At 68.4% G+C, this 22,669-nt stretch carries 21 protein-coding genes; 11 read left to right on the forward strand and 10 right to left on the reverse strand.

Going from position 1 to position 22,669, the window contains the following annotated elements:
* Positions 1-188: 188 nt before the first annotated feature.
* From NS334_RS03275 to NS334_RS03290, 4 genes are all read left to right on the forward strand, one after another.
* On the forward strand, positions 189-1,853 hold the full coding sequence (locus tag NS334_RS03275) for a glycoside hydrolase family 43 protein (protein ID WP_058754536.1): 1,665 nt from the start codon (positions 189-191) through the stop codon (positions 1,851-1,853).
* A gap of 102 nt (positions 1,854-1,955) precedes the next feature.
* A complete protein-coding gene (epsC, locus tag NS334_RS03280) occupies positions 1,956-2,915 on the forward strand; it encodes a serine O-acetyltransferase EpsC (protein ID WP_058754537.1) in 960 nt (319 codons plus the stop codon).
* The gene (locus tag NS334_RS03285) at positions 2,881-3,663 is read left to right on the forward strand and encodes a gamma-glutamyl-gamma-aminobutyrate hydrolase family protein (RefSeq protein WP_241491790.1); all 783 of its coding nucleotides are present in this window, start codon (positions 2,881-2,883) and stop codon (positions 3,661-3,663) included. The genes epsC and NS334_RS03285 overlap by 35 nt, the downstream gene beginning before the upstream one ends.
* A gap of 58 nt (positions 3,664-3,721) precedes the next feature.
* A complete protein-coding gene (locus tag NS334_RS03290; protein ID WP_058754539.1) occupies positions 3,722-4,075 on the forward strand; it encodes a hypothetical protein in 354 nt (117 codons plus the stop codon).
* A gap of 165 nt (positions 4,076-4,240) precedes the next feature.
* On the opposite strand, the gene rpoN is transcribed toward NS334_RS03290, so the two are convergent.
* The 5 genes from rpoN to NS334_RS03315 all read right to left on the reverse strand — a co-directional run bounded on the left by rpoN (position 4,241) and on the right by NS334_RS03315 (position 8,590).
* Positions 4,241-5,713 carry an RNA polymerase factor sigma-54 gene (gene rpoN, locus NS334_RS03295; RefSeq protein WP_058754540.1) on the reverse strand — a complete coding sequence of 491 codons (1,473 nt, stop codon included), beginning with the start codon at positions 5,711-5,713 and terminating at the stop codon, positions 4,241-4,243.
* Between the two features lie 161 nt (positions 5,714-5,874).
* A complete protein-coding gene (gene lptB / locus NS334_RS03300) occupies positions 5,875-6,660 on the reverse strand; it encodes an LPS export ABC transporter ATP-binding protein (RefSeq protein ID WP_058754636.1) in 786 nt (261 codons plus the stop codon).
* Between the two features lie 135 nt (positions 6,661-6,795).
* The gene (locus tag NS334_RS03305) at positions 6,796-7,332 is read right to left on the reverse strand and encodes an LptA/OstA family protein (RefSeq protein ID WP_058754541.1); all 537 of its coding nucleotides are present in this window, start codon (positions 7,330-7,332) and stop codon (positions 6,796-6,798) included.
* 12 nt (positions 7,333-7,344) lie between these two features.
* Complete coding sequence (gene lptC, locus NS334_RS03310) at positions 7,345-7,977, reverse strand: LPS export ABC transporter periplasmic protein LptC (RefSeq protein WP_058754542.1); 633 nt, start codon at positions 7,975-7,977, stop codon at positions 7,345-7,347.
* Positions 7,970-8,590 carry a ribonuclease D gene (locus NS334_RS03315; RefSeq protein ID WP_058754543.1) on the reverse strand — a complete coding sequence of 207 codons (621 nt, stop codon included), beginning with the start codon at positions 8,588-8,590 and terminating at the stop codon, positions 7,970-7,972. The genes lptC and NS334_RS03315 overlap by 8 nt, the downstream gene beginning before the upstream one ends.
* Positions 8,591-8,848: 258 nt before the next feature.
* On the opposite strand from NS334_RS03315, the gene NS334_RS19255 reads away from it, so the two are divergent.
* Both NS334_RS19255 and NS334_RS03325 read left to right on the forward strand, forming a co-directional pair.
* Positions 8,849-9,673: a cold-shock protein gene (locus NS334_RS19255; protein ID WP_058754544.1), complete on the forward strand. Its 825-nt coding sequence runs from the start codon at positions 8,849-8,851 to the stop codon at positions 9,671-9,673.
* A 461-nt stretch (positions 9,674-10,134) separates the two neighbouring features.
* A complete protein-coding gene (locus NS334_RS03325) occupies positions 10,135-11,661 on the forward strand; it encodes a peptide chain release factor 3 (RefSeq protein WP_058754545.1) in 1,527 nt (508 codons plus the stop codon).
* Between the two features lie 68 nt (positions 11,662-11,729).
* Here the strand turns inward: NS334_RS03325 and mgtE are convergent, their stop codons facing one another.
* Positions 11,730-13,145: a magnesium transporter gene (mgtE, locus tag NS334_RS03330; protein WP_058754546.1), complete on the reverse strand. Its 1,416-nt coding sequence runs from the start codon at positions 13,143-13,145 to the stop codon at positions 11,730-11,732.
* Positions 13,146-13,254: 109 nt separating this feature from the next.
* Between mgtE and NS334_RS03335 the strand changes: the two genes are divergently transcribed.
* Positions 13,255-13,710, forward strand: a complete 456-nt coding sequence (locus NS334_RS03335) for a peptidylprolyl isomerase (RefSeq protein ID WP_058754547.1) — start codon at positions 13,255-13,257, stop codon at positions 13,708-13,710.
* Positions 13,711-13,743: 33 nt separating this feature from the next.
* Here NS334_RS03335 and NS334_RS03340 read toward each other — a convergent pair whose 3' ends face one another.
* Positions 13,744-14,628, reverse strand: coding sequence for a LysR substrate-binding domain-containing protein (locus tag NS334_RS03340; protein ID WP_058754548.1), 885 nt, complete (start codon positions 14,626-14,628; stop codon positions 13,744-13,746).
* Between the two features lie 296 nt (positions 14,629-14,924).
* Between NS334_RS03340 and NS334_RS03345 the strand changes: the two genes are divergently transcribed.
* Positions 14,925-17,219, forward strand: coding sequence for a CDC48 family AAA ATPase (locus NS334_RS03345; RefSeq protein ID WP_058754549.1), 2,295 nt, complete (start codon positions 14,925-14,927; stop codon positions 17,217-17,219).
* 156 nt (positions 17,220-17,375) lie between these two features.
* Here NS334_RS03345 and NS334_RS03350 read toward each other — a convergent pair whose 3' ends face one another.
* Positions 17,376-18,656 carry an MFS transporter gene (locus NS334_RS03350; RefSeq protein ID WP_058754550.1) on the reverse strand — a complete coding sequence of 427 codons (1,281 nt, stop codon included), beginning with the start codon at positions 18,654-18,656 and terminating at the stop codon, positions 17,376-17,378.
* A 158-nt stretch (positions 18,657-18,814) separates the two neighbouring features.
* On the opposite strand from NS334_RS03350, the gene NS334_RS03355 reads away from it, so the two are divergent.
* On the forward strand, positions 18,815-19,429 hold the full coding sequence (locus NS334_RS03355) for a class I SAM-dependent methyltransferase (protein ID WP_058754551.1): 615 nt from the start codon (positions 18,815-18,817) through the stop codon (positions 19,427-19,429).
* Positions 19,430-19,483: 54 nt separating this feature from the next.
* On the opposite strand, the gene NS334_RS03360 is transcribed toward NS334_RS03355, so the two are convergent.
* Positions 19,484-20,965, reverse strand: coding sequence for a S41 family peptidase (locus tag NS334_RS03360; protein ID WP_058754552.1), 1,482 nt, complete (start codon positions 20,963-20,965; stop codon positions 19,484-19,486).
* A gap of 121 nt (positions 20,966-21,086) precedes the next feature.
* Here NS334_RS03360 and NS334_RS03365 point away from each other — a divergent pair, with 121 nt between their 5' ends.
* Both NS334_RS03365 and NS334_RS03370 read left to right on the forward strand, forming a co-directional pair.
* The gene (locus NS334_RS03365) at positions 21,087-21,425 is read left to right on the forward strand and encodes a hypothetical protein (RefSeq protein WP_058754553.1); all 339 of its coding nucleotides are present in this window, start codon (positions 21,087-21,089) and stop codon (positions 21,423-21,425) included.
* A 123-nt stretch (positions 21,426-21,548) separates the two neighbouring features.
* Positions 21,549-22,331 (forward strand): glutaminyl-peptide cyclotransferase, encoded by a 783-nt coding sequence (locus NS334_RS03370; protein ID WP_193752992.1) that lies wholly within the window; start codon positions 21,549-21,551, stop codon positions 22,329-22,331.
* 46 nt (positions 22,332-22,377) lie between these two features.
* Here NS334_RS03370 and NS334_RS19260 read toward each other — a convergent pair whose 3' ends face one another.
* Positions 22,378-22,512, reverse strand: a complete 135-nt coding sequence (locus NS334_RS19260) for a hypothetical protein (protein WP_275044669.1) — start codon at positions 22,510-22,512, stop codon at positions 22,378-22,380.
* Between the last annotated feature and the right edge of the window lie 157 nt (positions 22,513-22,669).

Consider the following 22,669-nt stretch of genomic DNA (forward strand, 5'->3'; position numbering starts at 1 on the left):
CGTTGGAACCCGGTATCTAGGGCGTCCGCGCGAGCCGGGTGTAGCTCACCCATGACAAATCCTTGCTGATATTCGATTAATCAGCTGCGTGCCGTCGATCGGCCTTGCGATGATAGCGCTACCGGATACACTGCCGCCACACGCCGGCGGCAGTGCCGGGACGCAATCGGGAGAGGGACATGGCCGGGATGCGGTATGGCAAGGCGGTGGCGCGCGTGATCGTCATGGCGGCGGCGGCGGCGGCGGCGGCGGCGGCGGCGTCCGCGGGTGCGCAGGTCGCGCGGTTCGAGAACTTTCGGTACGATGGCCGCGCGCAGGAGCGGGTGGCGGTCAAGGCGGGCGAATACCGCAATCCGATCCTGTCCGGCTATTATCCCGATCCGTCGGTGACGCGGGTCGGCGACGATTATTATCTCGTCAATTCCTCCTTTGCGCATTTTCCCGGCCTGCCGGTGTTCCGGTCCCGGGATCTGGTGAACTGGGTGCAGATCGGCAACGCGATCGACCGCCCCGACCAGCTCGATTTCACCGGACGGCGCGTGTCGCAGGCGGTGTTCGCGCCGGACATCTCCTATCACGACGGCACCTTTTACATCGTCAACACCTGCGTCGAATGCGGCGGCAATTTCGTCATCACCGCACGGAACCCGGCCGGGCCGTGGTCGAAGCCGAACTGGCTGCCGTTCGAGGGGATCGATCCTTCGATCTACTGGGAGGGCGACCGTGCCTGGATCGTCAACAATCGTGCGCCGAACGAGACGCCGCGCTACGACGGGCACCGCGCGATCTGGGTGCAGGAATATGACTGGCGCACCGGCAAGATGGTGGGGGACAGCACGCAGCTCATCAACGGCGGCGTGGACATCGCGACGAAGCCGGTGTGGATCGAGGGGCCGCACATCCTGAAGAAGGACGGCCGTTATTATCTTACCGCCGCCGAGGGCGGGACCGGCGACAATCACTCGCAGGTCGTGTTTCGATCCGACGCCTTGCGCGGGCCGTTCGTGCCCTATGCGGGCAATCCGATCCTGACCCAGCGCAACCTGCCCGCCGATCGCGCGCATCCGGTCACGTCGGCCGGACATGCCACGCTGGTGCAGACGCAGAAGGGCGACTGGTGGGCGACCTTCCTGGCGACACGACCGTATGCGGACGGGCTCTACAATATCGGGCGCGAGACCTTCCTGCTGCCGGTCACGTGGCGAGGCGGCTGGCCGCATATCCTGGAACAGGGCAGGCCGATCCCGTTCGCCGTCGCCCGGCCGGACCTGCCCGTCGATCCACGCCCCGCGCTGCCGACCAGCGGCGACTTCGGCTATGTCGATCGCTTCAGTGGCGACCGGCTAGCGATGCAGTGGATCGGGATCCGCACGCCGAAGCAGTCCTTCTACTCGGTCGCGAAGGGCACGTTGACGCTCCACCCCGGCGCGCGGTTCGGTGACCTGAACGGCGTGCCCTCGTTCGTCGGGCGCCGGCAGCAGCACCATATCGCGACGGTATCGGCGACGATGCGCTACGTGCCGGCCAGGGACGGTGCGCGCGCCGGGCTGGCCGCGGTGCAGAACGATCGCTCGCTGTTGCTATTCGGGGTGACGCGGGTCAGCGGAAGGCCGGTCGTGGCGCTGTGGACGCGCGACACGGCCGACACGGACACGCTGGTCGCGACCGCGCCGGTCGATCCGCGCCAGCCCGTCACACTGACCATCCGTGCCGATGGCGGGACGATGGGCTTCGACTATACCGCCGCCGGTCGTACGCGGACGTTGAAGGCCGATCTCGACACTCGTTTTCTCAGCACGCAGCGCGCAACCGGTTTCGTCGGTACGGTTATCGGACCGTTTACCGAGTCTTGACGTCCAGACGCTTATGCCCTCGTTTTCCCTTGGGGCGGGTAAGGTCGTTCTTTGAACACCTACCGCTTCGATGGAGTATAAGAGCCAGCGAAAGGACGGCTCATGGGCGATGGCGGCAACGGATGGAGCGGGGCGGGGGATGCGGCGGGGTCGCCGATCGCGTCGGCGGTCGCCGCGCTGCGTTCGGCCCGCGACGATTGGCGCGCGCGGCAGGATGCGACGCGCGATCCGGCCAGCTTCCCGTCGCTACGCGCGGTCGAGCGGATCATCGACCTGCTCGCCGCCGCCCTGTTCCCGCGCCGGCTGGGCCATTTTCGTGGCAGTCCCGCCGAGGAGGATCATTTCGTTGCCGCCAAGCTGCTCGCCGCCGCCACCGAGCTGGAGCGTGAGGTCGCGGCGGAACTGGGATATTGGCAGGCCGAAGCGCGCAGCGGCGCGTTCGACGCCGACCAGGCGGCGACGATCGTCCGGCTGTTCGTCGCCGGGCTGGGCGAGATCCGCCGCCTGATCGACAGCGATGTCGAGGCCGCCTTCCTGGGTGATCCCGCCGCGCGCAGCACCGACGAGATCCTGCTGTGCTATCCCGGCGCGATCGCCAGCCTTCATCACCGCATCGCGCATCCGCTGTACGAGCTGGGGGCGCCGATCGTCGCCCGGCTGATCTCTGAAATCGCCAACGAGCGCACCGGGGTGGACATCCATCCCGGCGCGACGATCGGCGGGCATTTCTTCATCGACCATGGCACCGGCGTGGTGATCGGCGAGACCGCGATCATCGGCGCGCGCGTCCGGCTCTACCAGCATGTCACGCTCGGCGCGCGCACCCCGCTGGCCGATGGCGGCGACCGCCCGCGCGAACGCTATGCGCGGCACCCGATCGTCGAGGATGATGTCGTGATCTATGCCGGGGCGACGATCCTGGGGCGGGTGACGATCGGCCGCGGCGCGATGATCGGCGGCAACGTCTGGTTGCTGGACGACGTGCCGGCCGGGCACACCGTCGTCCAGCCCGAGGCGCGCGTGCTGCATGACGCGGTGGACTGGCGCCGCCACGATGGGTGAGGCGCGCGCCCGCAAGCCGCTGATCGGCGTCTTGTGCTGCAACGAGGTGGCGCAGCGCCCCGTCCAGGTCGCCGCCAGTCGCTTCGTCGCGCCGCTGGCGCGGGTGTCGGACGCCTGCGTCCTGCTGGTGCCCGCGATTCCGGAGGCATGCGACGCGCGGCTGCTGGCCTGCCAGCTCGACGGGCTGCTGCTGACCGGATCGCGCTCCAATGTCGCGCCGACCCGCTATGGCGCGTCCAGCGACTGCGGCGGCGGCGCGCTCGATCACGACCGCGACGAAGTGGCGCTGACGCTGGCCGATGCGATGATCGAGGCGGGCAAACCGGTCTTCGGTATCTGCCGGGGGCTGCAGGAACTGAACGTGTTGTTCGGCGGCACGCTGTCGGGCGAGCGGTGCTGCGGCCGGCACCTGCGCGGCGGCTGGGACGATGGCGATTATGCCGCGTTGTTCGATCATCGCCACGACGTGCGATTGACCGATGGCGGCGTGCTGGCGCGCGCGACCGGCGCGCGGCGGCTGTCCGTGCGCTCGGTCCACGAACAGGCGATCGACCGGCTCGGCGGCGGGCTGCATGTCGAGGCGCTGGCAAGCGACGACGGCGTGATCGAGGCGATCGCCGCGCGACCGTGCGGCGCGGACGTTCTGGCGGTGCAATGGCACCCGGAATGGGATGTCGATTCCAGCCCGGGCAGCCAGGCGTTCTTCACGCTGATCGGCCAAGCGCTGCGCGGTGGAACGACCGCGTGACGCAACAAAGCGGCGCGGTTGCGAATTGATCGGGGCGAACGACCGAGGAGAATCGCCGATGAAGACACCCGCCCTGATCGTCCCGCTCGCCGCACTGGCGCTCGCCGCCTGTTCGGATCGCGTCGAGGATCATGCCGAGCGGACCGGCAATGCGATCGCCGCCGATGTCGAGCGCGCGTCCGACAATGTCGTGCAGAGCGTCGATCACCTGACCGACACACTCGCCAATCGCGTCGATGACGTGGCCGCGCGGCATCTGGATCGCGCCGCCGACCGGATCGGGGAAGCGTCCGACCGGCTGGAATCGGAGGTGCGCCGCCACGGTGACCGCGCGCGCGACCGGGCCGGCGCCGAGCTGGAGCGGGCGGGCAGGGACTTGCGTGATGCCGAGGGGGATACGGACCGGCGGTAATTCCTGATCCGTCGTCGTCACCCCTGACCTGTTCCGTGGTCCACCGGCCCGCACACTCAGCGGCACATAGCTGTGCGGCACGGTCGATGCCGGAACAGGTGCGGGATGACGGAAGAGCCTTGGCGATGGTCCGTGACGCCGGGATGCCGGCGGGGAGATCGCCGCCTACCCTCCCGCCAGCGCCCGCGCGCGTCGCCGTTGCACCGAACTGCCGATCCCCATCGACTCGCGATACTTCGCCACCGTCCGACGCGCGATGTCGAAGCCCTTGGCGTTCAGTTGCTCGACCAACGTATCGTCGGACAGGATCTTATCGCCCTCGCCCGCGATCAGCGCGCGGATCGCGCTCTTCACCGCCTCCGCCGACACCGCATCACCGCCGTCCGCCGCCGCGATCGCCGAGGTGAAGAAATATTTCAGCTCGAACACCCCGCGCGCGCAACTCAGATACTTGTTGCTGGTGACGCGGCTGACGGTCGATTCGTGCAGGTCGATCGCCTCGGCGACCTGTCTCAGCGTCAGGGGGCGCAGATGCGCGACGCCGCGCAGGAAGAATGCCTCCTGTTGCCGCACGATCTCGGTCGCGACGCGGACGATCGTTCGCTGCCGCTGGTCCAATGCCTTCACCAGCCAGTTGGCACTGGCCAGCTTCTCGGCCAGCCATGCCTTGCCCGCCTTGTCCTGCGCCCCGTCCGACAGTTCGCTGTAATAACCCTTGTTGACCAGCACGCGCGGCAGCGTGGCGGCATTCAGTTCGATCGCCCAGCCCTTGCGCGCGCGCGTCACCGACAGATCGGGGATCACCGGGGCGGGCGCCTCGCCGCCATAACGGCAACCGGGCTTGGGATCATAGCCGCGCAGTTCGCGGATCATGTCGGCCATATCCTCGTCATCGACCTGGCACAGCCGCTTCAGCCGGGTCAGGTCGCCGCGCGCCAGCAGGTCGAGATGATCGAGCAGCCGCGCCATGCACGGGTCGTAACGATCGGCCTCGCGCGCCTGGATCGCGAGGCATTCGGCCAGGTCGCGTGCGCCGACGCCGCTCGGCTCGAACCGCTGGATCATTGCCAGCACCGCCTGGACCCGCGCCAGTTCCACCCCCAGCCGCCGCGCGATATCGGCGATGTCGGCGCGCAGATATCCGGCCTCGTCGATCTGGTCGATCAGCGCGCGGGCGATGAACAGGTCCGCCTCGTCGAACGCGGCGCCCGCCTGCGCCAGCAGCACGTCGGCCAGGCTCTCGCTGGTATCGGCGAAGGAATCGAAATCCACGGCCTCGCCCGATCCGGTGCCGGCCGGGGCGGCGGCGGAAGACAGGCCGCTATGGTCGGACGGCGAATCGTCGAAGCGCTCGGCGGCGATATCGACGTCCAGCGACTCGCCGGTCGCCTCGCCCGCCATCACCAGTTCGTCGGCGCCGGCCGGTTCGTCGCGGGTCGGCGTCTCCGGCGGCGCGGCGTCGGGCGCGTCGTCGGCCGGTCCGCTCGACTCGAGCAGCGGGTTCCGCTCCAGCTCCTCGGCGATGACGCCTTCGATCTCGAGATTGCTCAGCGCCAGCAGCTTGATCGCCTGCTGCAACTGCGGTGTCATCACCAGCGATTGCGACTGACGCAGGTCGAGGCGCGGGGCGAGGCTCATGCCGCCCGATCCAGTGGGCGGCCCGATGCAGCCAGCCCCCGGTCGCCGTGGTCATGCACCGACCGCTCCGTGTCGAGCGGCCTTGCCGACGCTAGAGACATGGGCCCCTGCCTGCGCAGCGGCGACGGGGAGGGGCGAGGGCGCGTCGCCGCTACCATGATCTACAGCGCGAAATCCTCGCCCAGATAGAGCCGGCGGACGTTCTCGTCGCGCACCAGCTCTTCCGGGCTGCCGGTGAACAGCACCTTGCCGTCATAGATGATGTAGGCGCGATCGACGATATCGAGCGTCTCGCGGACATTGTGGTCGGTGATCAGCACGCCGATCCCGCGCTCCTTCAACTGGCACACCAGGTTGCGGATGTCGGCGATCGAGATCGGGTCGATGCCCGCGAACGGTTCGTCCAGCAGCATGATCGAGGGATCGGCCGCCAGCGCGCGCGCGATCTCCGCCCGGCGCCGCTCGCCCCCCGACAGCGCCATCGCCGGCGCGTCCCGCAGCCGCGTCAGGCCGAATTCGTCGAGCAGCCGCTCCAGCTTCTCGGTGCGCGCCGCCGCATCCGGCTCGGCCAGTTCGAGGACGGTCAGGATGTTCTTCTCGATCGTCAGCCCGCGGAAGATCGACGTTTCCTGCGGCAGGTACCCCAGCCCCAGGATCGCGCGCCGGTACATCGGCAGGCCGGTGATATCGTCGCCGTCCAGCATGATCCGGCCCGAATCGGGCTTCACCAGCCCCATCACCGAATAGAAGCACGTCGTCTTGCCCGCGCCGTTCGGCCCCAGCAGCCCGATCACCTCGCCGCGCCCGACCGACACCGACACGTCGGTCAGCACGACCCGCTTGTCATAGCTTTTGGCGATCGACACGACCTGCAGCCCGCTGCCGACCGGCGCCTCGTGGATCGGGGCGACCCGGTCCAGCGCGTTGCGATCGAGCGGGCTGGTCATGCTGTCCATCGTCCTTCGCCCTTTCGGAACGGGGTTGCCGCTTCGCCAATGTCAGCGGGATTGGCAGGGTTCATGCATGAAGCGGGCGCGGAGGTGAACCCCCGTTCGACGCCGTTGCCCGAGGTTCCCGCGCGATCAGTTGCGCTTGGGCACCGAGAAGGTGCCGGTCACGCGCCCGTTCGGCGCCTGCGTCACATTGCCCGCCGACCCGCTGCCGCCGCCAGCCACCGACGATCCGTCGATGATCGCCCGGCCGGTGTCCAGATTGATGGTCAGTCGCCCGCCGTTGATCGTGTTGCCGCCCTGGGTCAGCCGCACCGATCCCAGCATCGTGATGACGCGGCGGTTGAGATCGTACACCGCGAACTGGCTGCGCGCTGTCTGGTCCGGCCGCGTAACGGTGACCCCGCCGGCGGCGTCGAGCCGCGATACCTGCGGATTGCCGTTGATCACCTGACCCGTATAGGCGACGGTCATGCGCTGCGCCGTCAGCGTCATTTCGCCCTGCCGTACCTTGACGTTGCCCGACAGCACCGCGCGATTGGCGCGATCCTGCAATTCGATATGATCGGCGCCGAAATCGATCGGAGCACTGGTATCGTGACGCGTCTGCGCCGCCAGCGGGGCGGCGAGCAGCAACAGCAGGGCAGGGGCGGCGGCAAGGCGCGACATGCGGGCGCTTCTCTATCGTCTGGGGTTGAACCGCAAGCGCGCATTGCCGTCGAGCGTGACGGTGCGTGCTTCCAGGTCGGCGCGCATCCGGTCGCCGCGGAACGTGCCCTGGCGCACGGTGCCGGTCGCTTCGCCGGTCGATTGCAGCTGGCGGCTCTTCAGATCGACGACCGCGTTGCTGGTGTCGAGCGTATAGTCGTCGGGTCCGCGCACCTTGATCGGGCCGTTCACGTCGACCCGCTCGGTATCCATGTCGTAGCGCGCCGTCGGCGCGGTCAGCGTCGCCGGACCGTCGGACAGGCGGATCGCGGCCGCCATGTCGGCGATCCGCACCACCGGTTCGGCGGAGCTCTTCTGCAGCGCGGAGCCGGCGTCGAGCTCGAACGGCTGCCCCTTGGCATCCGTCCCGCGATAGCGCGCCTGCTGGAGCTTCATCCGCTCCTTGGCGACCTCGACGCGGTTCTTGTCGAGCACGAACGACGCGTCGCCGCCCATCGTCAGCGGCGCCATCACCAGGAACGCGAACAGCACGCCGATCGATACGGGCAGGGCGCGGTTCGCGGTCGCGATGATGCGATCATGCCGTCCGCCGGGCTGCGCCCAGCGTTGCCGTTCGGACCGGACGCGCAGCGCGACGTCAGACATGCGCGAAGATGTCCACCTCTGGCCATCCCGCGAGATCCAGCTCGGCGCGGGCGGGCAGGAAGTCGAAGCAGGCCTGCGCGAGCGCGGTGCGCCCCTCGCGCGCCAGCCGCCGGTCCAGTTCGTCCTTCAGCCGGTGCAGGAAGCGCACGTCCGACGCGGCGTAATCGCGCTGCGCGTCGCTCAGCACCGGGCCGCCCCAGTCGGACGACTGCTGCTGCTTCGAGATGTCCTGACCCAGCAATTCGCGCACCAGTTCCTTCAGCCCGTGGCGGTCGGTGTAGGTCCGCACCAGCCGCGACGCGGTCTTGGTGCAATAGACGGGCGCCGCCACGACGTTCAGATAGTGACGGATCGCCGCGATATCGAACCGGCCGAAATGATAGAGCTTCAGGCGAGCGGGATCGGCCAGCACGCTCTTCAGCACCGGCGCGGCATAGTCGCTGCCCGGCGAGAAGCGCACCAGATGCTCGTCCCCGCCGCCGTCCGAGAGCTGCACGAGGCACAGCCGGTCGCGCGGGGTGATCAGCCCCATGGTTTCGGTGTCGACCGCGATCGCGGCGCCGGGAGCGAACACGTCGCCCGGCAGGTCTTCCTCATGCAGATATACAGCCATGTCCGGCCTGTAGCGGTGGGACTCGTGCGGCTCAATCGCTTCCTTGGTCGCGGGGCGCGTTACGACGAAACGTGGCAACAATACGACACTGCGGCGGTCGATGCGGAAAAGTTTGGCAAAACGATTCGCAGGATGGCGCAAGATGGTCTATGACAGGCTCTGAGGCGCAGTAGGACCTGCGTCCGGGGAGCCGCGTTCGCCGTCCTGCGCGTGGCCCTGATGAGAGTGTTCGGGCGGACCGGGAAGACGAACAGGGTTATGGGTTACGACAAGGGCGGCCGCGGTGCGCGCGGCGGGCGTGGGCGCGACAAGCGCGACAGTTTCGGTGGCGGTGACGATTTCGGCGGCGGCTTCGGCGGCGGCGGCTTCGGTGGCGGCTTCGAGGATCGCGGCGGTGGCTTCGGCGGCGGTCGCGGCTTTGGCGGTGGTGGCGGCGGCTTCGGCGGCGGCGGTTTCGGTGGTGGCGGCGGTGGTCGTGGCTTCGGTGGTGGCGGCGGCGGCGGTGGTCGCGGCTTCGGTGGCGGTGGCGGCATGCCCCCGCAGGTCGTCGGCGAAGGCACCGGTGTGGTCAAGTTCTTCAACGGTCAGAAGGGCTTCGGCTTCATCGTCCGTGACGATGGCGGCGAGGACGTGTTCGTGCACATCTCGGCCGTCGAGCAGGCGGGCCTGTCGGGTCTGGCCGAAGGCCAGCCGCTCGGCTTCACGCTGGTCGATCGCGGCGGTCGCGTCTCGGCGACCGATCTGAAGATCGATGGCGAGCCGATGGCGGTGCAGGAGCGTGCTCCGCGCGACGGCGGCTTCGGCGGCAACGATCGCGGCCCGCGCGGCGGCGCCGGCGGTGCGGGTGGCCCGCAGCGTCAGCTGACCGGCGAGAAGGCGACGGGCACCGTCAAGTTCTTCAACGCGATGAAGGGCTTCGGCTTCATCCAGCGCGACGATGGTCAGCCGGATGCGTTTGTGCACATCTCGGCGGTCGAGCGTGCCGGCATGCCGACGCTGAACGAGGGCGATCGTCTGAGCTTCGAAATCGAGGTCGATCGTCGTGGCAAATATGCCGCGGTGAACCTCGAGTCGGGCAGCTAAGACCTCACTTCCCGCATACGAAGGCGGCCCGCCCGGCAGATGTCGGGCGGGCCGCTTTTGCGTTCGGAAGCGCCGCTCCCCGCCCATTCGCGTGGCGGCGACCGCGATGAACGTTCCGGCATCCGCCGTGCCGCGACCGCATCGGTTTGTGCTGTCGCGGGGGGAAGGCCGAGCCGGAGATCTTTGGGACATCCGCGAAACGCACGTCTCCTGCCTCATCCAGCGCGTCGTGCCGAACCTGTTCTGGTCGTCTTGTTTCCTCACGACCAGTGAGGTGTGCGTCCGCGGTGCCGTGGACGCCCGAACAGGGCCGGCATGACGGACCCGAACCGCGCCCGCGCCCGCGTGCGGCTGCGAACGCGCAGGCGCTTCCGCTGCCCGCCGATCCCCGCCTCTGTCTTTGCGCCCCCCATCCTGCTAATCGCGCGCCACTGCCGCCCGCCCGCCATATTGGACCGCCGATGACCTCCCCCCGCCGTACCTTCGCGATCATTTCCCACCCCGACGCGGGCAAGACGACCCTGACCGAAAAGCTGCTGTACTTCGGCGGCGCGATCCATCTGGCGGGCGAGGTGAAGGCGCGCGGGGCCAACCGCCGCGCGCGCTCCGACTGGATGAAGATCGAGCAGCAGCGCGGCATCTCGGTGACGTCCAGCGTCATGACCTTCGAGAGCGGCGGCGTGACCTTCAACCTGCTCGACACGCCGGGGCACGAGGATTTCAGCGAGGACACCTATCGCACGCTGACCGCCGTCGATTCGGCGATCATGGTCATCGACGCCGCGCGCGGCATCGAGGCGCAGACCCGCAAGCTGTTCGAGGTCTGCCGCCTGCGCTCGGTCCCGATCATCACCTTCGTCAACAAGGTCGATCGCGAGGGGCGGCCGACTTTCGAGCTGCTCGACGAGATCGCCGACATGCTGGCGCTCGACGTCTGCCCGATGACGTGGCCGGTCGGGATGGGCGGCACGTTCGAGGGCATCCTGAACCTCGACACGAACCGCATCGCGCGCCCCGAGGGCGACAGTCGCACGTTTCAGGGCAAGGTCGAGGATGCACCGACGCTGCCCGCCGAGATCGCCGAGGAGATCGAGCTGGCGCAGGCCGGCTATGCCGCCTTCGATGCCGAGGCCTATCGCAACGGCGACCTCACCCCGGTCTATTTCGGTTCGGCGCTCAAGGACTTCGGCCCCGCCGACCTGATCGCGGCGCTCAGCGACTATGCCCCCCCGCCGCGTCCGCAGCCCGCCGAGCCGGCACCGGTCGCGCCGGAGGAGAAGGAAGTCACCGGCTTCGTCTTCAAGGTGCAGGCGAACATGGACCCGCAGCATCGTGACCGGATCGCGTTCATGCGGTTGTGTTCGGGCACGTTCAAGCGCGGCATGAAGCTGACGCCGACGGGGCATGGCAAGCCGATCGCGGTCCATTCGCCGATCCTGTTCTTCGCGCAGAACCGCGAGGTCGCGGACGAGGCGTATCCGGGTGACATCATCGGCATCCCCAACCACGGCACGCTGCGCGTCGGCGACACGCTGTCGGAAAAGGCCGACGTGCGTTTCACCGGGCTGCCGAACTTCGCCCCCGAAATCCTGCGGCGTGTCGCGCTGAAGGATCCGACCAAGACCAAACAGCTGCGCAAGGCGCTGGACGACATGGCCGAGGAAGGCGTGACGCAGGTGTTCTATCCCGAGATCGGCAGCAACTGGATCATCGGCGTCGTCGGGCAACTCCAACTCGACGTGCTGCTATCGCGCCTCGATGCGGAGTATAAGGTCGCCGCTGGGCTGGAGCCCGCGCCGTTCGACACGGCGCGCTGGGTTTCGGCGGAGGACCCGGCGGAGCTGAAGAATTTTACCGACCTGAACCGCGCCGCCATGGCCAAGGATCGTGACGGCAACCCGGTCTTCCTCGCCAAGAGCGCGTGGGAAGTCGGCTACGTCCAGGATCGCTACCCGAGGGTGAAGTTCGCGGCGACGCGCGAACGATAGCCGACCCGCCGACCCGCCGACCCGCCGTCATCTGCGCCGCCGCGCGAACGCCGGTGGTGGGGTGGCGCTTAGCCGCCCAGCCCCCACAGCGCCGCCAGCCCGAGGAAGGTGAAGAACCCCAGCGAATCGGTGCAGGTCGTCACGAAGACCGACGACGCCACCGCCGGATCGATATCGAAGCGGTCGAGCGTCACCGGCACCAGCACACCCGCCAGCCCCGCGACGATGTTGTTGATGAACAACGCCAGCCCGAACACCATCGCCAGTGCCGGATTGCCGAACCACAGATAGGCGCCAGCGCCGACCACCATGCCCAGCCCCGCGCCGTTGCTGGCGGCGATGCGCAACTCGCGCCAGATCATCCGCAGCGTGTTCGATCCGGTAAGCTGGTTCGTGGCCAGCGCGCGGACGACGACCGCCAGCGTCTGCGTCCCGGCATTGCCGCCCATCCCGCTGACGATCCCCATCAATTGCGCCAGCACCGCGAAGCGCGCGATCCGTTCGTCGAACAGCCCGACGACGGTCGCGGCCAGCATCGCGGTCGGCAGATTGATGAGCAGCCACGTCAGCCGCGTGCGGACGGTGAAGCGGATCGGCTCGTTGATGTCGCCTTCGCCCGCGCCCGACAGCAGCAGCGTGTCCTCGCCCGCCTCTTCCTGAATGATGTGGACGATGTCGTCGACGGTGATCATGCCGACCAGCCGCCCCGATCCGTCGACGACCGCGGCGGAGATCAACGCATATTTCTGGAAGCGCAGCGCCACCTCTTCCTGGTCCATGTCGACCGGAATCAGCGTCTGTTCGCGCTTCATGACATCGGCGATCGCGATCCCGCGCGGGGTACGCAGGATCCAGCTCAGCGAGCAGGTGCCGACCGGCTTGTGCGCGGGATCGACGACGAAGATCTCCCAGAAATCCGTCGTCAGATGGTCGTCGCCGCGCAGATAGTCGAGCACGTGGCCGACCGTCCAATGTTCCGGCACCGCGACCAGATCGCGCTGCATCAGGCGTCCGGCGGATTCCTCCGGGTAGGACAGCGCCTCCTCGATCGCGGCGCGATCGTCGGGCTCCATCGCGCGCAGGACCTCGCGCTGGTCCTCCGGCTCCATGTCCTCGATGATCGCGACCGCGTCGTCGGTATCGAGCTCGCTGGCGATGTCCGCGACCTGCCGCGCGTCGAGCGCATCGATCAGGTTCTCGCGGACGTAATCGTTCATTTCCGCGAAGACGTCGGCGTCGAGCAGGTCGGCGATCGCGGCCGCCAGGTCGCGGCGGCAATCCTCGGGCGTCAGCTCGAACAGGTCGGCGATGTCGGCGGGGTGGAGCGGCGCGACCAGCGCATGCGCTTCCTCGACATCGCCCGATTGCACGGCATCGACGACCGCGCGGACGAAATCGGGCTTCAGCCGGTCGTCCTCGTCCAGCCGGTCCTCGGCGCGATCCTCGACATCGTCATATCCGTCGCGCAGCTCGGTCTCGCTCATCTGCCGGCTCCCTCGTTCGCGTCGGACACCGGGCACCTAGCGCGGCCTTCATGCATTTGCCAGCCGCGCGCCGGGCGACTAGGGGCACGCGATCAAGAAAGGACATTCCATGGCCGATACCTTCTCCACGTTGACGATGACGCTCGAGGGCGGCGACGTGACGATCAAGCTGCGCCCCGATCTGGCGCCCGAGCATGTCGCGCGCATTGCCGAGCTGGCGAACGAGGGCTTTTACGACGGTGTGGTCTTCCACCGCGTCATCCCGGGCTTCATGGCGCAGGGCGGCGATCCGACCGGCACCGGGATGCACGGATCGGACAAGCCGAACCTCCGCCAGGAATTCTCCAAGGAGCCGCACGTGCGCGGCACCTGCTCGATGGCGCGGACGATGGATCCGAATTCGGCCAATTCGCAGTTCTTCATCTGCTTCGACGATGCGCGCTTCCTTGATGGACAGTACACCGTCTGGGGTGAAGTGACCGAGGGCATGGAGCTGATCGACGCGCTGCCCAAGGGCGAGCCGCCCGCGAACCCGGGCAAGATCGTCACGATGAAGGCGGCCTGATCCGCCACGCCGCCGCCCAGCCGGGCGGCGGCCCTATCCTTCGCGCAGCGTGCGGATCAGCCAGTCGCGGAAGATCCGTACCGGCTTGGTCTGCAGCGCGCGCGGCCGGCACGCGAACCAGTAACTGTACGGGCTGGTCACATCGATATCGAACAACCGTACGAGGCGCGGGTCGTTCGCATCCTCGAAGTGGTTTTCGTGCATGAAGGCGACGCCCAGCCCCTGCGCGGCGGCCTCCAGGATCAGCACCCCGGTATCGAAATAGTCGATCGCGACCGGCTCCATCCCCGGATAGCCCGCCGCCTGGCTCCACGCGGCGAACGTATCGGGCATGTCGCGATGGAGCAGCACGCTATGCTCGGTCATCTGCGCCGGATCGCGCAGCGGGGTCGGGCCGTCGAGCAGAGCGCGCGCGCCGATCGGGAAGACCATGTTGCGGTCCAGCCGCTCCGCATAGAGCATCGGATCGATATCGCGCGCCACCACGATCACCGCGTCCAGCCCCTCGCCAAGCCGCGACAGCGCATTGCCGCCGGTGTCGATGTCTAGGTGCAGTTCGGGATGCGCCGCGCGCAACTCGCCCAGGCGCGGAAACAGCCGCTGCGAGGCGTAGAGCGGCAGCACGCCCAGCCGCAGCCGAAGCACGTCGCTGCCGCTGGTCATCGCCTCGATCGCGTCGGACATGCTGTCCAGCGCCGGAGCGATCGCCGACAGCAGCCGCTCGCCATCGGCGTTGGGCACCATCGCCTGATGCCGCCGGTCGAACAGCGGGCGCGAGATGAAGCGTTCCAGCGTCTGGATACGGCGGCTGAGTGCCGGTGGCGACAACGCCAGCTCCTGCGCCGCCGCCTTGATCGAGCCGAGGCGCGCCACGGCCACGAAGGCCTCGATCGCAGTCAAGGGCGGCAAGCGGCGCATGTCGTGTCCGATGTGACTATTGCACCGCATCATGCAACAAGCCGGTGGTGGTGCAAGTCCGAATATGGGGCAAGTTGCACAATATGCAACTGTAGCGCTACCATTTCGCACTTGCGAACCGACGTGGTGCGGCGCACATCGGTCGGGCCTTTCAGGCATCCTCTCCTAAAAACTTTCACGGCCGGCCCCTTGGGGCTGGCCTTTTTTTCATTCTCCTTCCGTCGCGCCTTGCCTCGACAAGCGGAACCGTCACCCTATCTCTGGCGCTCGTCGCGGACAGCGCGGAAGGGAATTGGATGGCGGACGCCGAGGACAGGACGGTCAAACTACAGGTCGCCAATGCGCGCCCCGAGGATAGCGGGCGCGGCGTCGCGCATCTCCCGCGCTCGGTATTCGCTTCACTGGGGATCGCCGACGGCGACGTGGTCGAGATCGTCGGCAAGAAGTCGACCCCGGCGCGCGCGATCGGTCCCTACGTGGAGGACGAGGGGCTGGAACTGGTCCGCATCGATGGCTTGCAGCGGGCCAATGCCGGGGTGGGCTCGGGTGATTTCGTCGAGGTGCGGCGCGTCGAGTCGAAGGCCGCGACGCGCGTCGTCTTCGCCCCCGCGCAGCAGAACCTCCGTCTGCAGGGATCGACCAGCGCGCTGAAGCGCACCTTCTTCGGCCGACCGCTCTGCGCGGGCGATATCGTCGCGACCGCCGGGCACCAGCGCGTCCAGAACATGCCGCCGGGGATGGAGCGCTACGTCAACGCGCCGGCCTATGCGCTTCAGGAGATCCGCCTGTTGGTCGTGTCGGCCAGCCCCAAGGGCGTCGTCCATATCGACGAGAGCACCGAGATCGAGCTGCGCGCCGAGTACGAGGAGCCGCAGGCCGCGCGCCGCGCCGACGTCACCTATGACGATATCGGCGGCATGGCGCAGACGATCGACCAGCTGCGCGAGATGGTCGAACTGCCGCTGCGCTATCCCGAATTGTTCCAGCGGCTGGGCGTCGATCCGCCCAAGGGCGTGTTGCTGCACGGCCCGCCCGGCACCGGCAAGACGCGGCTGGCGCGCGCGGTGGCGAACGAATCGGACGCGCAATTCTTCCTCATCAACGGCCCGGAGATCATGGGCTCGGCGTACGGCGAGTCGGAACAGCGGCTGCGCAGCGTGTTCGAGGAAGCGAGCAAGGCTGCGCCGTCGATCGTCTTCATCGACGAGATCGACTCGATCGCGCCCAAGCGGGGCCAGGTGTCGGGCGAGGCGGAGAAGCGCGTCGTCGCGCAATTGCTGACGTTGATGGACGGGCTGGAGGCGCGCGCCAATCTGGTCGTGATCGCGGCCACCAACCGGCCGGAGGCGATCGACGAGGCGCTGCGGCGGCCGGGTCGGTTCGACCGCGAGATCATCGTCGGCGTCCCCGACGAGCGCGGGCGGCGCGAGATCCTGGGCATCCACACGCGCGGCATGCCGCTGGGCGAGGGTGTCGACCTCGACCAGCTGGCACGCCAGACGTTCGGCTTCGTCGGGGCGGACCTCGGCGCGCTGACGCGTGAGGCGGCGATCGAGGCGGTGCGGCGGATCATGCCGAAGCTGAACCTGGAGGATCGCACGATCCCGCCCGAGGTGCTCGACACGCTGGCCGTCACGCGCGAGGACTTCGGCGAGGCGCTGAAGCGCGTCCAGCCGAGCGCGATGCGCGAGGTGATGGTGCAGGCGCCAACGACCAAATGGTCCGACGTAGGCGGCCTGGACGATGCGCAGATGCGGCTGAAGGAGGGGGTCGAGCTTCCGCTCAAGAACCCCGACGCGTTTCGGCGACTCGGCATCCGCCCGGCCAAGGGCTTCCTGCTCTACGGCCCCCCCGGCACCGGCAAGACCTTGCTGGCGAAGGCGGTCGCGCGCGAGGCGCAGGCCAATTTCATCGCCACCAAGTCGAGCGACCTCCTCAGCAAATGGTATGGCGAGAGCGAGCAGCAGATCGCGCGGCTGTTCCAGCGCGCGCGACAGGTCGCGCCGACGGTGATCTTCATCGACGAGCTCGACTCGCTGGTCCCGGCGCGTGGCGGCGGGATGGGCGAGCCGCAGGTGACTGAGCGCGTCGTGAACACGATCCTCGCCGAGATGGACGGGCTGGAGGAACTCCAGTCGGTTGTCGTGATCGGGGCGACGAACCGGCCGAACCTCGTCGACCCGGCGCTGCTGCGGCCGGGGCGGTTCGACGAGCTGGTCTATGTCGGCGTGCCCAATGCGGCGGGGCGGCGGCGGATCCTGGATATCCAGACGCAGAAGATGCCGCTGGCCGCCGATGTCGATCTCGACGCGATCGCCGACCGCGCCGAGCGGTTCACGGGCGCCGACCTGGAGGACGTGGTGCGCCGCGCCGGCCTGATCGCGCTGCGCGAGTCGCTCGACACGCGCGAGGTGCGGCACGCACACTTCCTGCGCGCGCTGGAAGACAGTCGCGCCAGCGTGACGCCCGAGGTGGAGCGCGAGTACGAACAGATGGCGGCGCGGTTGAAGCAGGAGGCGAATGCGATCCAGCCGATCGGATTCATCTCGCCGGGCCAATTGACGGCGCGACCGGGCGGCAAGGAGGTCTGACGCCGTTCTGCGGGGAGTGGTTTTTTGTTCGCGCAGAGACGCGGAGGCGCAGAGAGGTGGCGTCGCAGGCTACGTCTCGCTCTTCACGCGATAGGACGTGAAAATGGTAGAGAAAGATTGCCTGCGGCGCATCATCTTCGCGCCTCTGCGCGAACATCACTCCCGCAACGTCTGCCACCCGAACGCCAGCAGCAATGTGCATGCCACCCCCGCGACCGTGTACGGCAGCGGGTGCGCGACGCCGTACAGCGCCACCCCCACCGACGGGCCGAGCACGAAGCCCGCGCCGCTGACGCTGGTCACCTTGCCCGCCACCGACGCCTGCAGGTCCGCACCGACCGCCAGGCTCGACCCGGCCGTGAACCCCGGCCGCACGAAGCCGAAGCCTAGGCTCGCCAGTCCGTAGGCGGTCGCGATCGACGGCAGCGTGGTCGCGCGCCCGGTCAGCAGCGCGCCCGCTGCCGCCAGCGCCAGCCCCACGAGCACCAGGGCGCGCGGGCGCAGGTCGAGCAGCGGGATCAGCCCCCATTGCGCCAGTAGCGCCGCGCCCGCGCCCATCATCAGCACCAGGCCCGTCGCGCCCAGCGCCTGTTCCGGCGGCAGCCCCAGCCGATCGATCACGAGGAAGCCGATCGTCTGCCCGGTCATCGCCTGCGCATGGACCATCACCAGCCCGGCGATCATCCACGCGCGGATACGGGCGTCGAACATCCCGATCCGTGACGTGCTGGGGGCCGCGGTCGCGGCGGTGACGCTCGCGCCCGAGGACTGGCCGCCGATCGACGGATAGGCGTTGGCCGCGCCATGCGCCTCGACCGGCAAGGCGCGATCGTCGGGCAGCATCCGCCGCGTGACCAGCAGCATCGCGATACCGAACAGCGCGAAGGCGAATGCCGGCCCCGCCAGCCCGATCGTGACGCCGCCGACGCCGCCCAGCACCAGATACGGCGCAAGTGCCGGGCCCAGGATCGTCCCCAGCCCGAACGCGGAGGCGATGAGCGTCAGCGCGCGGGTCCGCTGGGCGCGCGTCGTCCGCCCCGCGACCAGCGCCTGCACGGCCGGCGGCGCGGCGGCGCCGGTCGCGCCATAGATGACCCGACCGACGATGAAGAGCAGGAAGGCGACCGTCCCGCCGATCCAGCGGTTGATGCCGGCGGTCAGGAACAGGCCGCACAATGTCAGGCTCAGCGCGAATCCGCCGAGGCCCAGCAGGATCATCGCCCGCCGCCCGTGGCGGTGGGAGCGATTGGCCCAGAAGGGCGCGGCCGCCACCCACACCAGCGCCGATACGGAAAAGGCCAGCGCCACCTCCGCATCGCGCACCCCCAGCGAGCGGCCGAGCGCGGGCAGCACCGATTGCAGCGCGGTGTTCCCCGCCGCGATCGTCAGCATCACCATGAACATCAGCGCGAAGGTCGTGTCCGGGGGCTGTCGCATTTTCCGCTCCTGTCCCGAACTTGCCGGGGCGACGTCGATTAGGCGCTTGGGGCCGGCGCGCAACCCCGCTATGGCAACTGCTGCGCCGGAAGCGCGTTCGTCATGCGGATGACGCGAATACGTCATCATACCAAGGGTTCGGGAGCCGTTTTTTCCACATGACCAGTTCCACCGACGCCGTGCGGCGCGATCGCAGCAAAGCCGCCGGCGTGCCCGGACCGTGGCAGATGTTCTTCACCGGCTTCCTGAAGCATCCGGTCATGGTCGGCTCGATCATCCCGTCGTCGGACCGGCTGATCGCCAAGATGCTGGGTCCGGTCGACTGGGCGAATTGCAAGCTGTTCGTCGAATATGGCCCCGGCGTCGGCACCTTCTGCCGCCCGATCCTGGAGCGGATGGCGCCCGACGCGATGCTGATCGCGATCGACACCAATGCCGATTTCATCCGCTATCTCGATCACACGATCACCGATTCGCGCTTCGTCGCGGTGCACGGCTCGGCCGCCGACGTGGAGAGGATCGTCGCCGATCACGGGCATGACGCCGCCGATTACGTGCTGTCCGGCCTGCCGTTCTCGACGCTGCCCGACGGCGTCGGCCCGGCGATCGCGGCGGCGACGCAGCGGGTGATCCGCGCCGGTGGCGCGTTTCTGGTCTATCAGTTCAGCCCCAAGGTCCGCGACTTCATCGCGCCGCATTTCCACCGCATCGACCACGACATGGAATGGTGGAACGTGCCGCCGGCGCAACTCTATTGGGGCTGGAAGGACTAGGCCGCCTCGCCCGTCATCCAACCGTTCACCGAATGACGGGGCACGGTTTACCCCTCAGTACAATCCCGGCGTCTCGCGCTGCGCGGCGTTCGGCCTGGGCGCGATCAACAGGCGCTGCGCCGGCGCGAACAAACCGGCGGTACGCTGCGCCGAGGCGCTCGCGCCGATCCGCGTACAGCCCCGTCCCGCCAGCCAGTCGATCGCGGTGCGCGTCGATGCCTCGCTCGCATCGCCCAGCGGACGGCTGAAATCGTCGCTGGCCTGGCAGCTCGCCTCCACCTTCGTGGCCAAACCGTCGTAGTAATCGCCCTGCCGCGCGGCATTCTGCAACGCGAACGCGATCACGCGCAGCCGGTCGTCGGGGCAGGACGGATTATCGAGCGCGATCTGCCCCACCGGCTTGCCATAGGTGTTGCTGCCGATCAGCGCGACGTTGCCGTGCAGGTATGGGATCATCGCGTTGATGACATATTCGCTGGCGGAGGCCGTCTGCCCGGTGCCGATGAACGCGATCCGCGTCGGGGCGATCGCCTGCGCCTCCTGCGCGAAGCGACGAATCTGGTTCTCGCTCGATTTGGACGCGCGGAACGTCGTGTAGGCCTGAACATCGGCGGTCGAGCGGTTCGCGCCGAGCAGGTCGGTGAACGTCTCCGCCGTGCGCAGCAATCCGCCGCCGTTATAGCGCAGATCGATCACGAGCTGCGTCACGCCCTGCGCCCGGAACGTCGCGAAGGCGCTACGCAACTGATCGTCGGCGCTGCTGATGAAGGTGCGCAGGTTGACGTACCCCACCTTCTGCCCGTTGCCGGCGTCGATCACCTTGCTGCCGTAGCGGGTCGACAGTGGCGACAGCGCGTAATCGGTGCTGGTGACGGTCACGTCGCGCGTGCCGCTCGCGTCGATGATGCGCAGCACGCGGCTCGTCCCGGCCGTAGACGTGTCGAGCGCGCGGTCCAGCGCCGCGTCGCCGCCGTTCGCCAGAATGTCGCTGACGGTGCGCAGCGTGGCGGTGGACGTGCCGATCGCGGTGATCTGCGCGCCGCGATCGATCCCGGCGGTCAGCGCGGGCGCGCCCTCGAATGCCTCGGTCACGAACAGCCGGTTGCTCGAATCGAAGCCGAGACGCACTCCGATCCCCGCCGTCGCGCCGGAACTGTAATAGGCATTCTCCTCGGCGACCGAGGTGATGTAGGTGAAATACCGATCCTTGCGTTGCGCTCGCGCGTTGGCGGTCAGTGCGTCGAGATAGTCGGACACGGTCGTATAGGCGCCCGGGTTCAGGCCGGCCGGCAGCGTGTCGGGGAACAGATACCATTCGTTCATCTGCGCGGCGACCCAGTCCTGTCGCGCCCGCACCGTGCAGCTGCTGGACACCCCGCCGGTCGCCCCACCGCCGCCGCTTCCGCCGCCGCTGCTGCTTCCTCCGCTGCTCCCCACGCTTGTGCCGCTGCCCGACGTACCGCCGCCGCCATCGCCCCCGCACCCGGCGACCATGGCCAGCATTGCGACCACACCGACGAACCGACCTGCACGCATCACTGTTACCTTCGCTTTGCTCGCTCGAGCGCCGATCATGTCAGGCTTATCTACGTTGGCAAGGCGCAACCGGATGCGGTGGCTGTCGTTATGGAGGCGTATCGATAACAGGAGAGCCGTGATGCTTCGCCATGTCGTGATCGCCGCCGCCGTGCTGCTGCCGTTGTCGGCCTGCGGCTCCCGGGCCAGCGAGGAGCCGGCCACCACGACCAACAATAGCGGGGACTATATCGCCAAGGTCGAGCAGCTGAACGAGAAGGAGCGCAACGCGGTGCTCTTCCGTGCGCTCAGCGATGCGGGACGCCCCTGTCAGGGCGTGAAGCGCTCCGTCCCGACCCAGGCGGTCGGCGGACGCCCCGCGTGGGTCGCGACGTGCGAGGATGGACGCCCGTGGGTGGTCACGCTCGACAATAACGGCATGGCGACCGTCGTCACGGTCGCACCGAACAGCGGCGGCTGATCCGCCAGCATCGATCCGGAGTGCTGACGGTGCGGAAATGAGCGATCGGCCGGCGCTCGTCCGCGCCTTCCCCGCGTGCACGTCGCCGTTGCTCGTTGCGGCGCGGCGTCGTACCCCGGCGGCATGTCTCGCTGGCTGATCCTTTCGCTCGCGCTGCTGGCCGGTTCGGCCGCCGCCACGCCCCCGCAGGCCGCGCCGGCCGTCGCGCGCCCGCCCGCTCCCGTCGTACCGGTGGTGGTCCGTCGCTTCCCGCACGATCCCGAGGCCTTCACTGAAGGATTGATCTGGGACCGGGACGCGCTGGTCGAAAGCGTCGGCCTGGAAGGCAGGTCGGACGTGCGGCGTGTCGATCTGGCCAGCGGCAAGGTCCGCCTGCGTCGGACGATCCCGGCGGCGCAGTTCGGTGAGGGACTGGCGGCGTGGAAGGGCACGCTGGTCAGCCTGACCTGGCATGACGGTATCGCGCATCGCTGGGCGTCGTCGACGCTCAAACCCCTGGGCACGCTGCGCTATGCGGGGGAGGGCTGGGGACTCACCTCGGATGCTACGTCGTTGATCCGCTCCGACGGCAGCGCGCGGCTGACCTTTCACGATCCGGCGACGATGAAGGTGCGGCGGACCGTTACCGTCACCTTCGGGGGGCGGCCGCTCGATCAGCTCAACGAGCTGGAGATGGTCGACGGGGCGATACTCGCCAATGTCTGGCACCAGCCCTTCATCGTCCGCATCGATCCCGCCACGGGCATCGTGACCCGTGTCATCGACCTGCGTCCGATCGTCGCGGAGATCGGCGCGCGCGATCCTGAGGCCGTCGCCAACGGCATCGCCTGGGATGCGAAGGCGCGGCGGCTGTTCGTCACCGGCAAACGCTGGCAGACGCTGTTCGAGATCCGCCTGCCGCGCTGACGGAAGATATATCGGTTGTTGCGGAGGAGCCGTCAGGCGGGGTCGCTCATCGCAGCAGCATCTCCCCGATGTAGATCACCGCATCGGCGGCCAGTTGCGCGCCCAGCACCGCCGCGGTGAACATCGCTGCCAGTCCGGCGGCGACCATCCCATGATGTCCGATGTTCCTGATCGTGGTCATGACCCATCCTCTCCTCGTTCCGGAGTCGGGGTCTCGATCGTTCGGGCTCTCCCGACCTGTCCAGGATATATCCCTTTTCGGGACGTTCGTCATCATGCGGCGCAGCATCGGTGCAGCAATAAAAAACGGCCCGGAGCGTTTCCGCGCCGGGCCGAGT

The organism is Sphingomonas endophytica (genome assembly GCF_001476895.1).
Lineage (GTDB): Bacteria > Pseudomonadota > Alphaproteobacteria > Sphingomonadales > Sphingomonadaceae > Sphingomonas > Sphingomonas endophytica_A.

Excerpts from the sequence above, each read along its gene's own strand:
- NS334_RS03275 (WP_058754536.1), top strand. The coding sequence starts at position 189 with ATGCGGTATGGCAAGGCGGTGGCGCGCGTGATCGTCATGGCGGCGGCG.
- epsC (WP_058754537.1), top strand. The coding sequence starts at position 1,956 with ATGGGCGATGGCGGCAACGGATGGAGCGGGGCGGGGGATGCGGCGGGG.
- NS334_RS03285 (WP_241491790.1), top strand. The coding sequence starts at position 2,881 with ATGACGCGGTGGACTGGCGCCGCCACGATGGGTGAGGCGCGCGCCCGC.
- NS334_RS03290 (WP_058754539.1), top strand. The coding sequence starts at position 3,722 with ATGAAGACACCCGCCCTGATCGTCCCGCTCGCCGCACTGGCGCTCGCC.
- rpoN (WP_058754540.1), bottom strand. The coding sequence starts at position 5,713 with ATGAGCCTCGCCCCGCGCCTCGACCTGCGTCAGTCGCAATCGCTGGTG.
- lptB (WP_058754636.1), bottom strand. The coding sequence starts at position 6,660 with ATGACCAGCCCGCTCGATCGCAACGCGCTGGACCGGGTCGCCCCGATC.
- NS334_RS03305 (WP_058754541.1), bottom strand. The coding sequence starts at position 7,332 with ATGTCGCGCCTTGCCGCCGCCCCTGCCCTGCTGTTGCTGCTCGCCGCC.
- lptC (WP_058754542.1), bottom strand. The coding sequence starts at position 7,977 with ATGTCTGACGTCGCGCTGCGCGTCCGGTCCGAACGGCAACGCTGGGCG.
- NS334_RS03315 (WP_058754543.1), bottom strand. The coding sequence starts at position 8,590 with ATGGCTGTATATCTGCATGAGGAAGACCTGCCGGGCGACGTGTTCGCT.
- NS334_RS19255 (WP_058754544.1), top strand. The coding sequence starts at position 8,849 with ATGGGTTACGACAAGGGCGGCCGCGGTGCGCGCGGCGGGCGTGGGCGC.
- NS334_RS03325 (WP_058754545.1), top strand. The coding sequence starts at position 10,135 with ATGACCTCCCCCCGCCGTACCTTCGCGATCATTTCCCACCCCGACGCG.
- mgtE (WP_058754546.1), bottom strand. The coding sequence starts at position 13,145 with ATGAGCGAGACCGAGCTGCGCGACGGATATGACGATGTCGAGGATCGC.
- NS334_RS03335 (WP_058754547.1), top strand. The coding sequence starts at position 13,255 with ATGGCCGATACCTTCTCCACGTTGACGATGACGCTCGAGGGCGGCGAC.
- NS334_RS03340 (WP_058754548.1), bottom strand. The coding sequence starts at position 14,628 with ATGCGCCGCTTGCCGCCCTTGACTGCGATCGAGGCCTTCGTGGCCGTG.
- NS334_RS03345 (WP_058754549.1), top strand. The coding sequence starts at position 14,925 with ATGGCGGACGCCGAGGACAGGACGGTCAAACTACAGGTCGCCAATGCG.
- NS334_RS03350 (WP_058754550.1), bottom strand. The coding sequence starts at position 18,656 with ATGCGACAGCCCCCGGACACGACCTTCGCGCTGATGTTCATGGTGATG.
- NS334_RS03355 (WP_058754551.1), top strand. The coding sequence starts at position 18,815 with ATGACCAGTTCCACCGACGCCGTGCGGCGCGATCGCAGCAAAGCCGCC.
- NS334_RS03360 (WP_058754552.1), bottom strand. The coding sequence starts at position 20,965 with ATGCGTGCAGGTCGGTTCGTCGGTGTGGTCGCAATGCTGGCCATGGTC.
- NS334_RS03365 (WP_058754553.1), top strand. The coding sequence starts at position 21,087 with ATGCTTCGCCATGTCGTGATCGCCGCCGCCGTGCTGCTGCCGTTGTCG.
- NS334_RS03370 (WP_193752992.1), top strand. The coding sequence starts at position 21,549 with ATGTCTCGCTGGCTGATCCTTTCGCTCGCGCTGCTGGCCGGTTCGGCC.
- NS334_RS19260 (WP_275044669.1), bottom strand. The coding sequence starts at position 22,512 with ATGACCACGATCAGGAACATCGGACATCATGGGATGGTCGCCGCCGGA.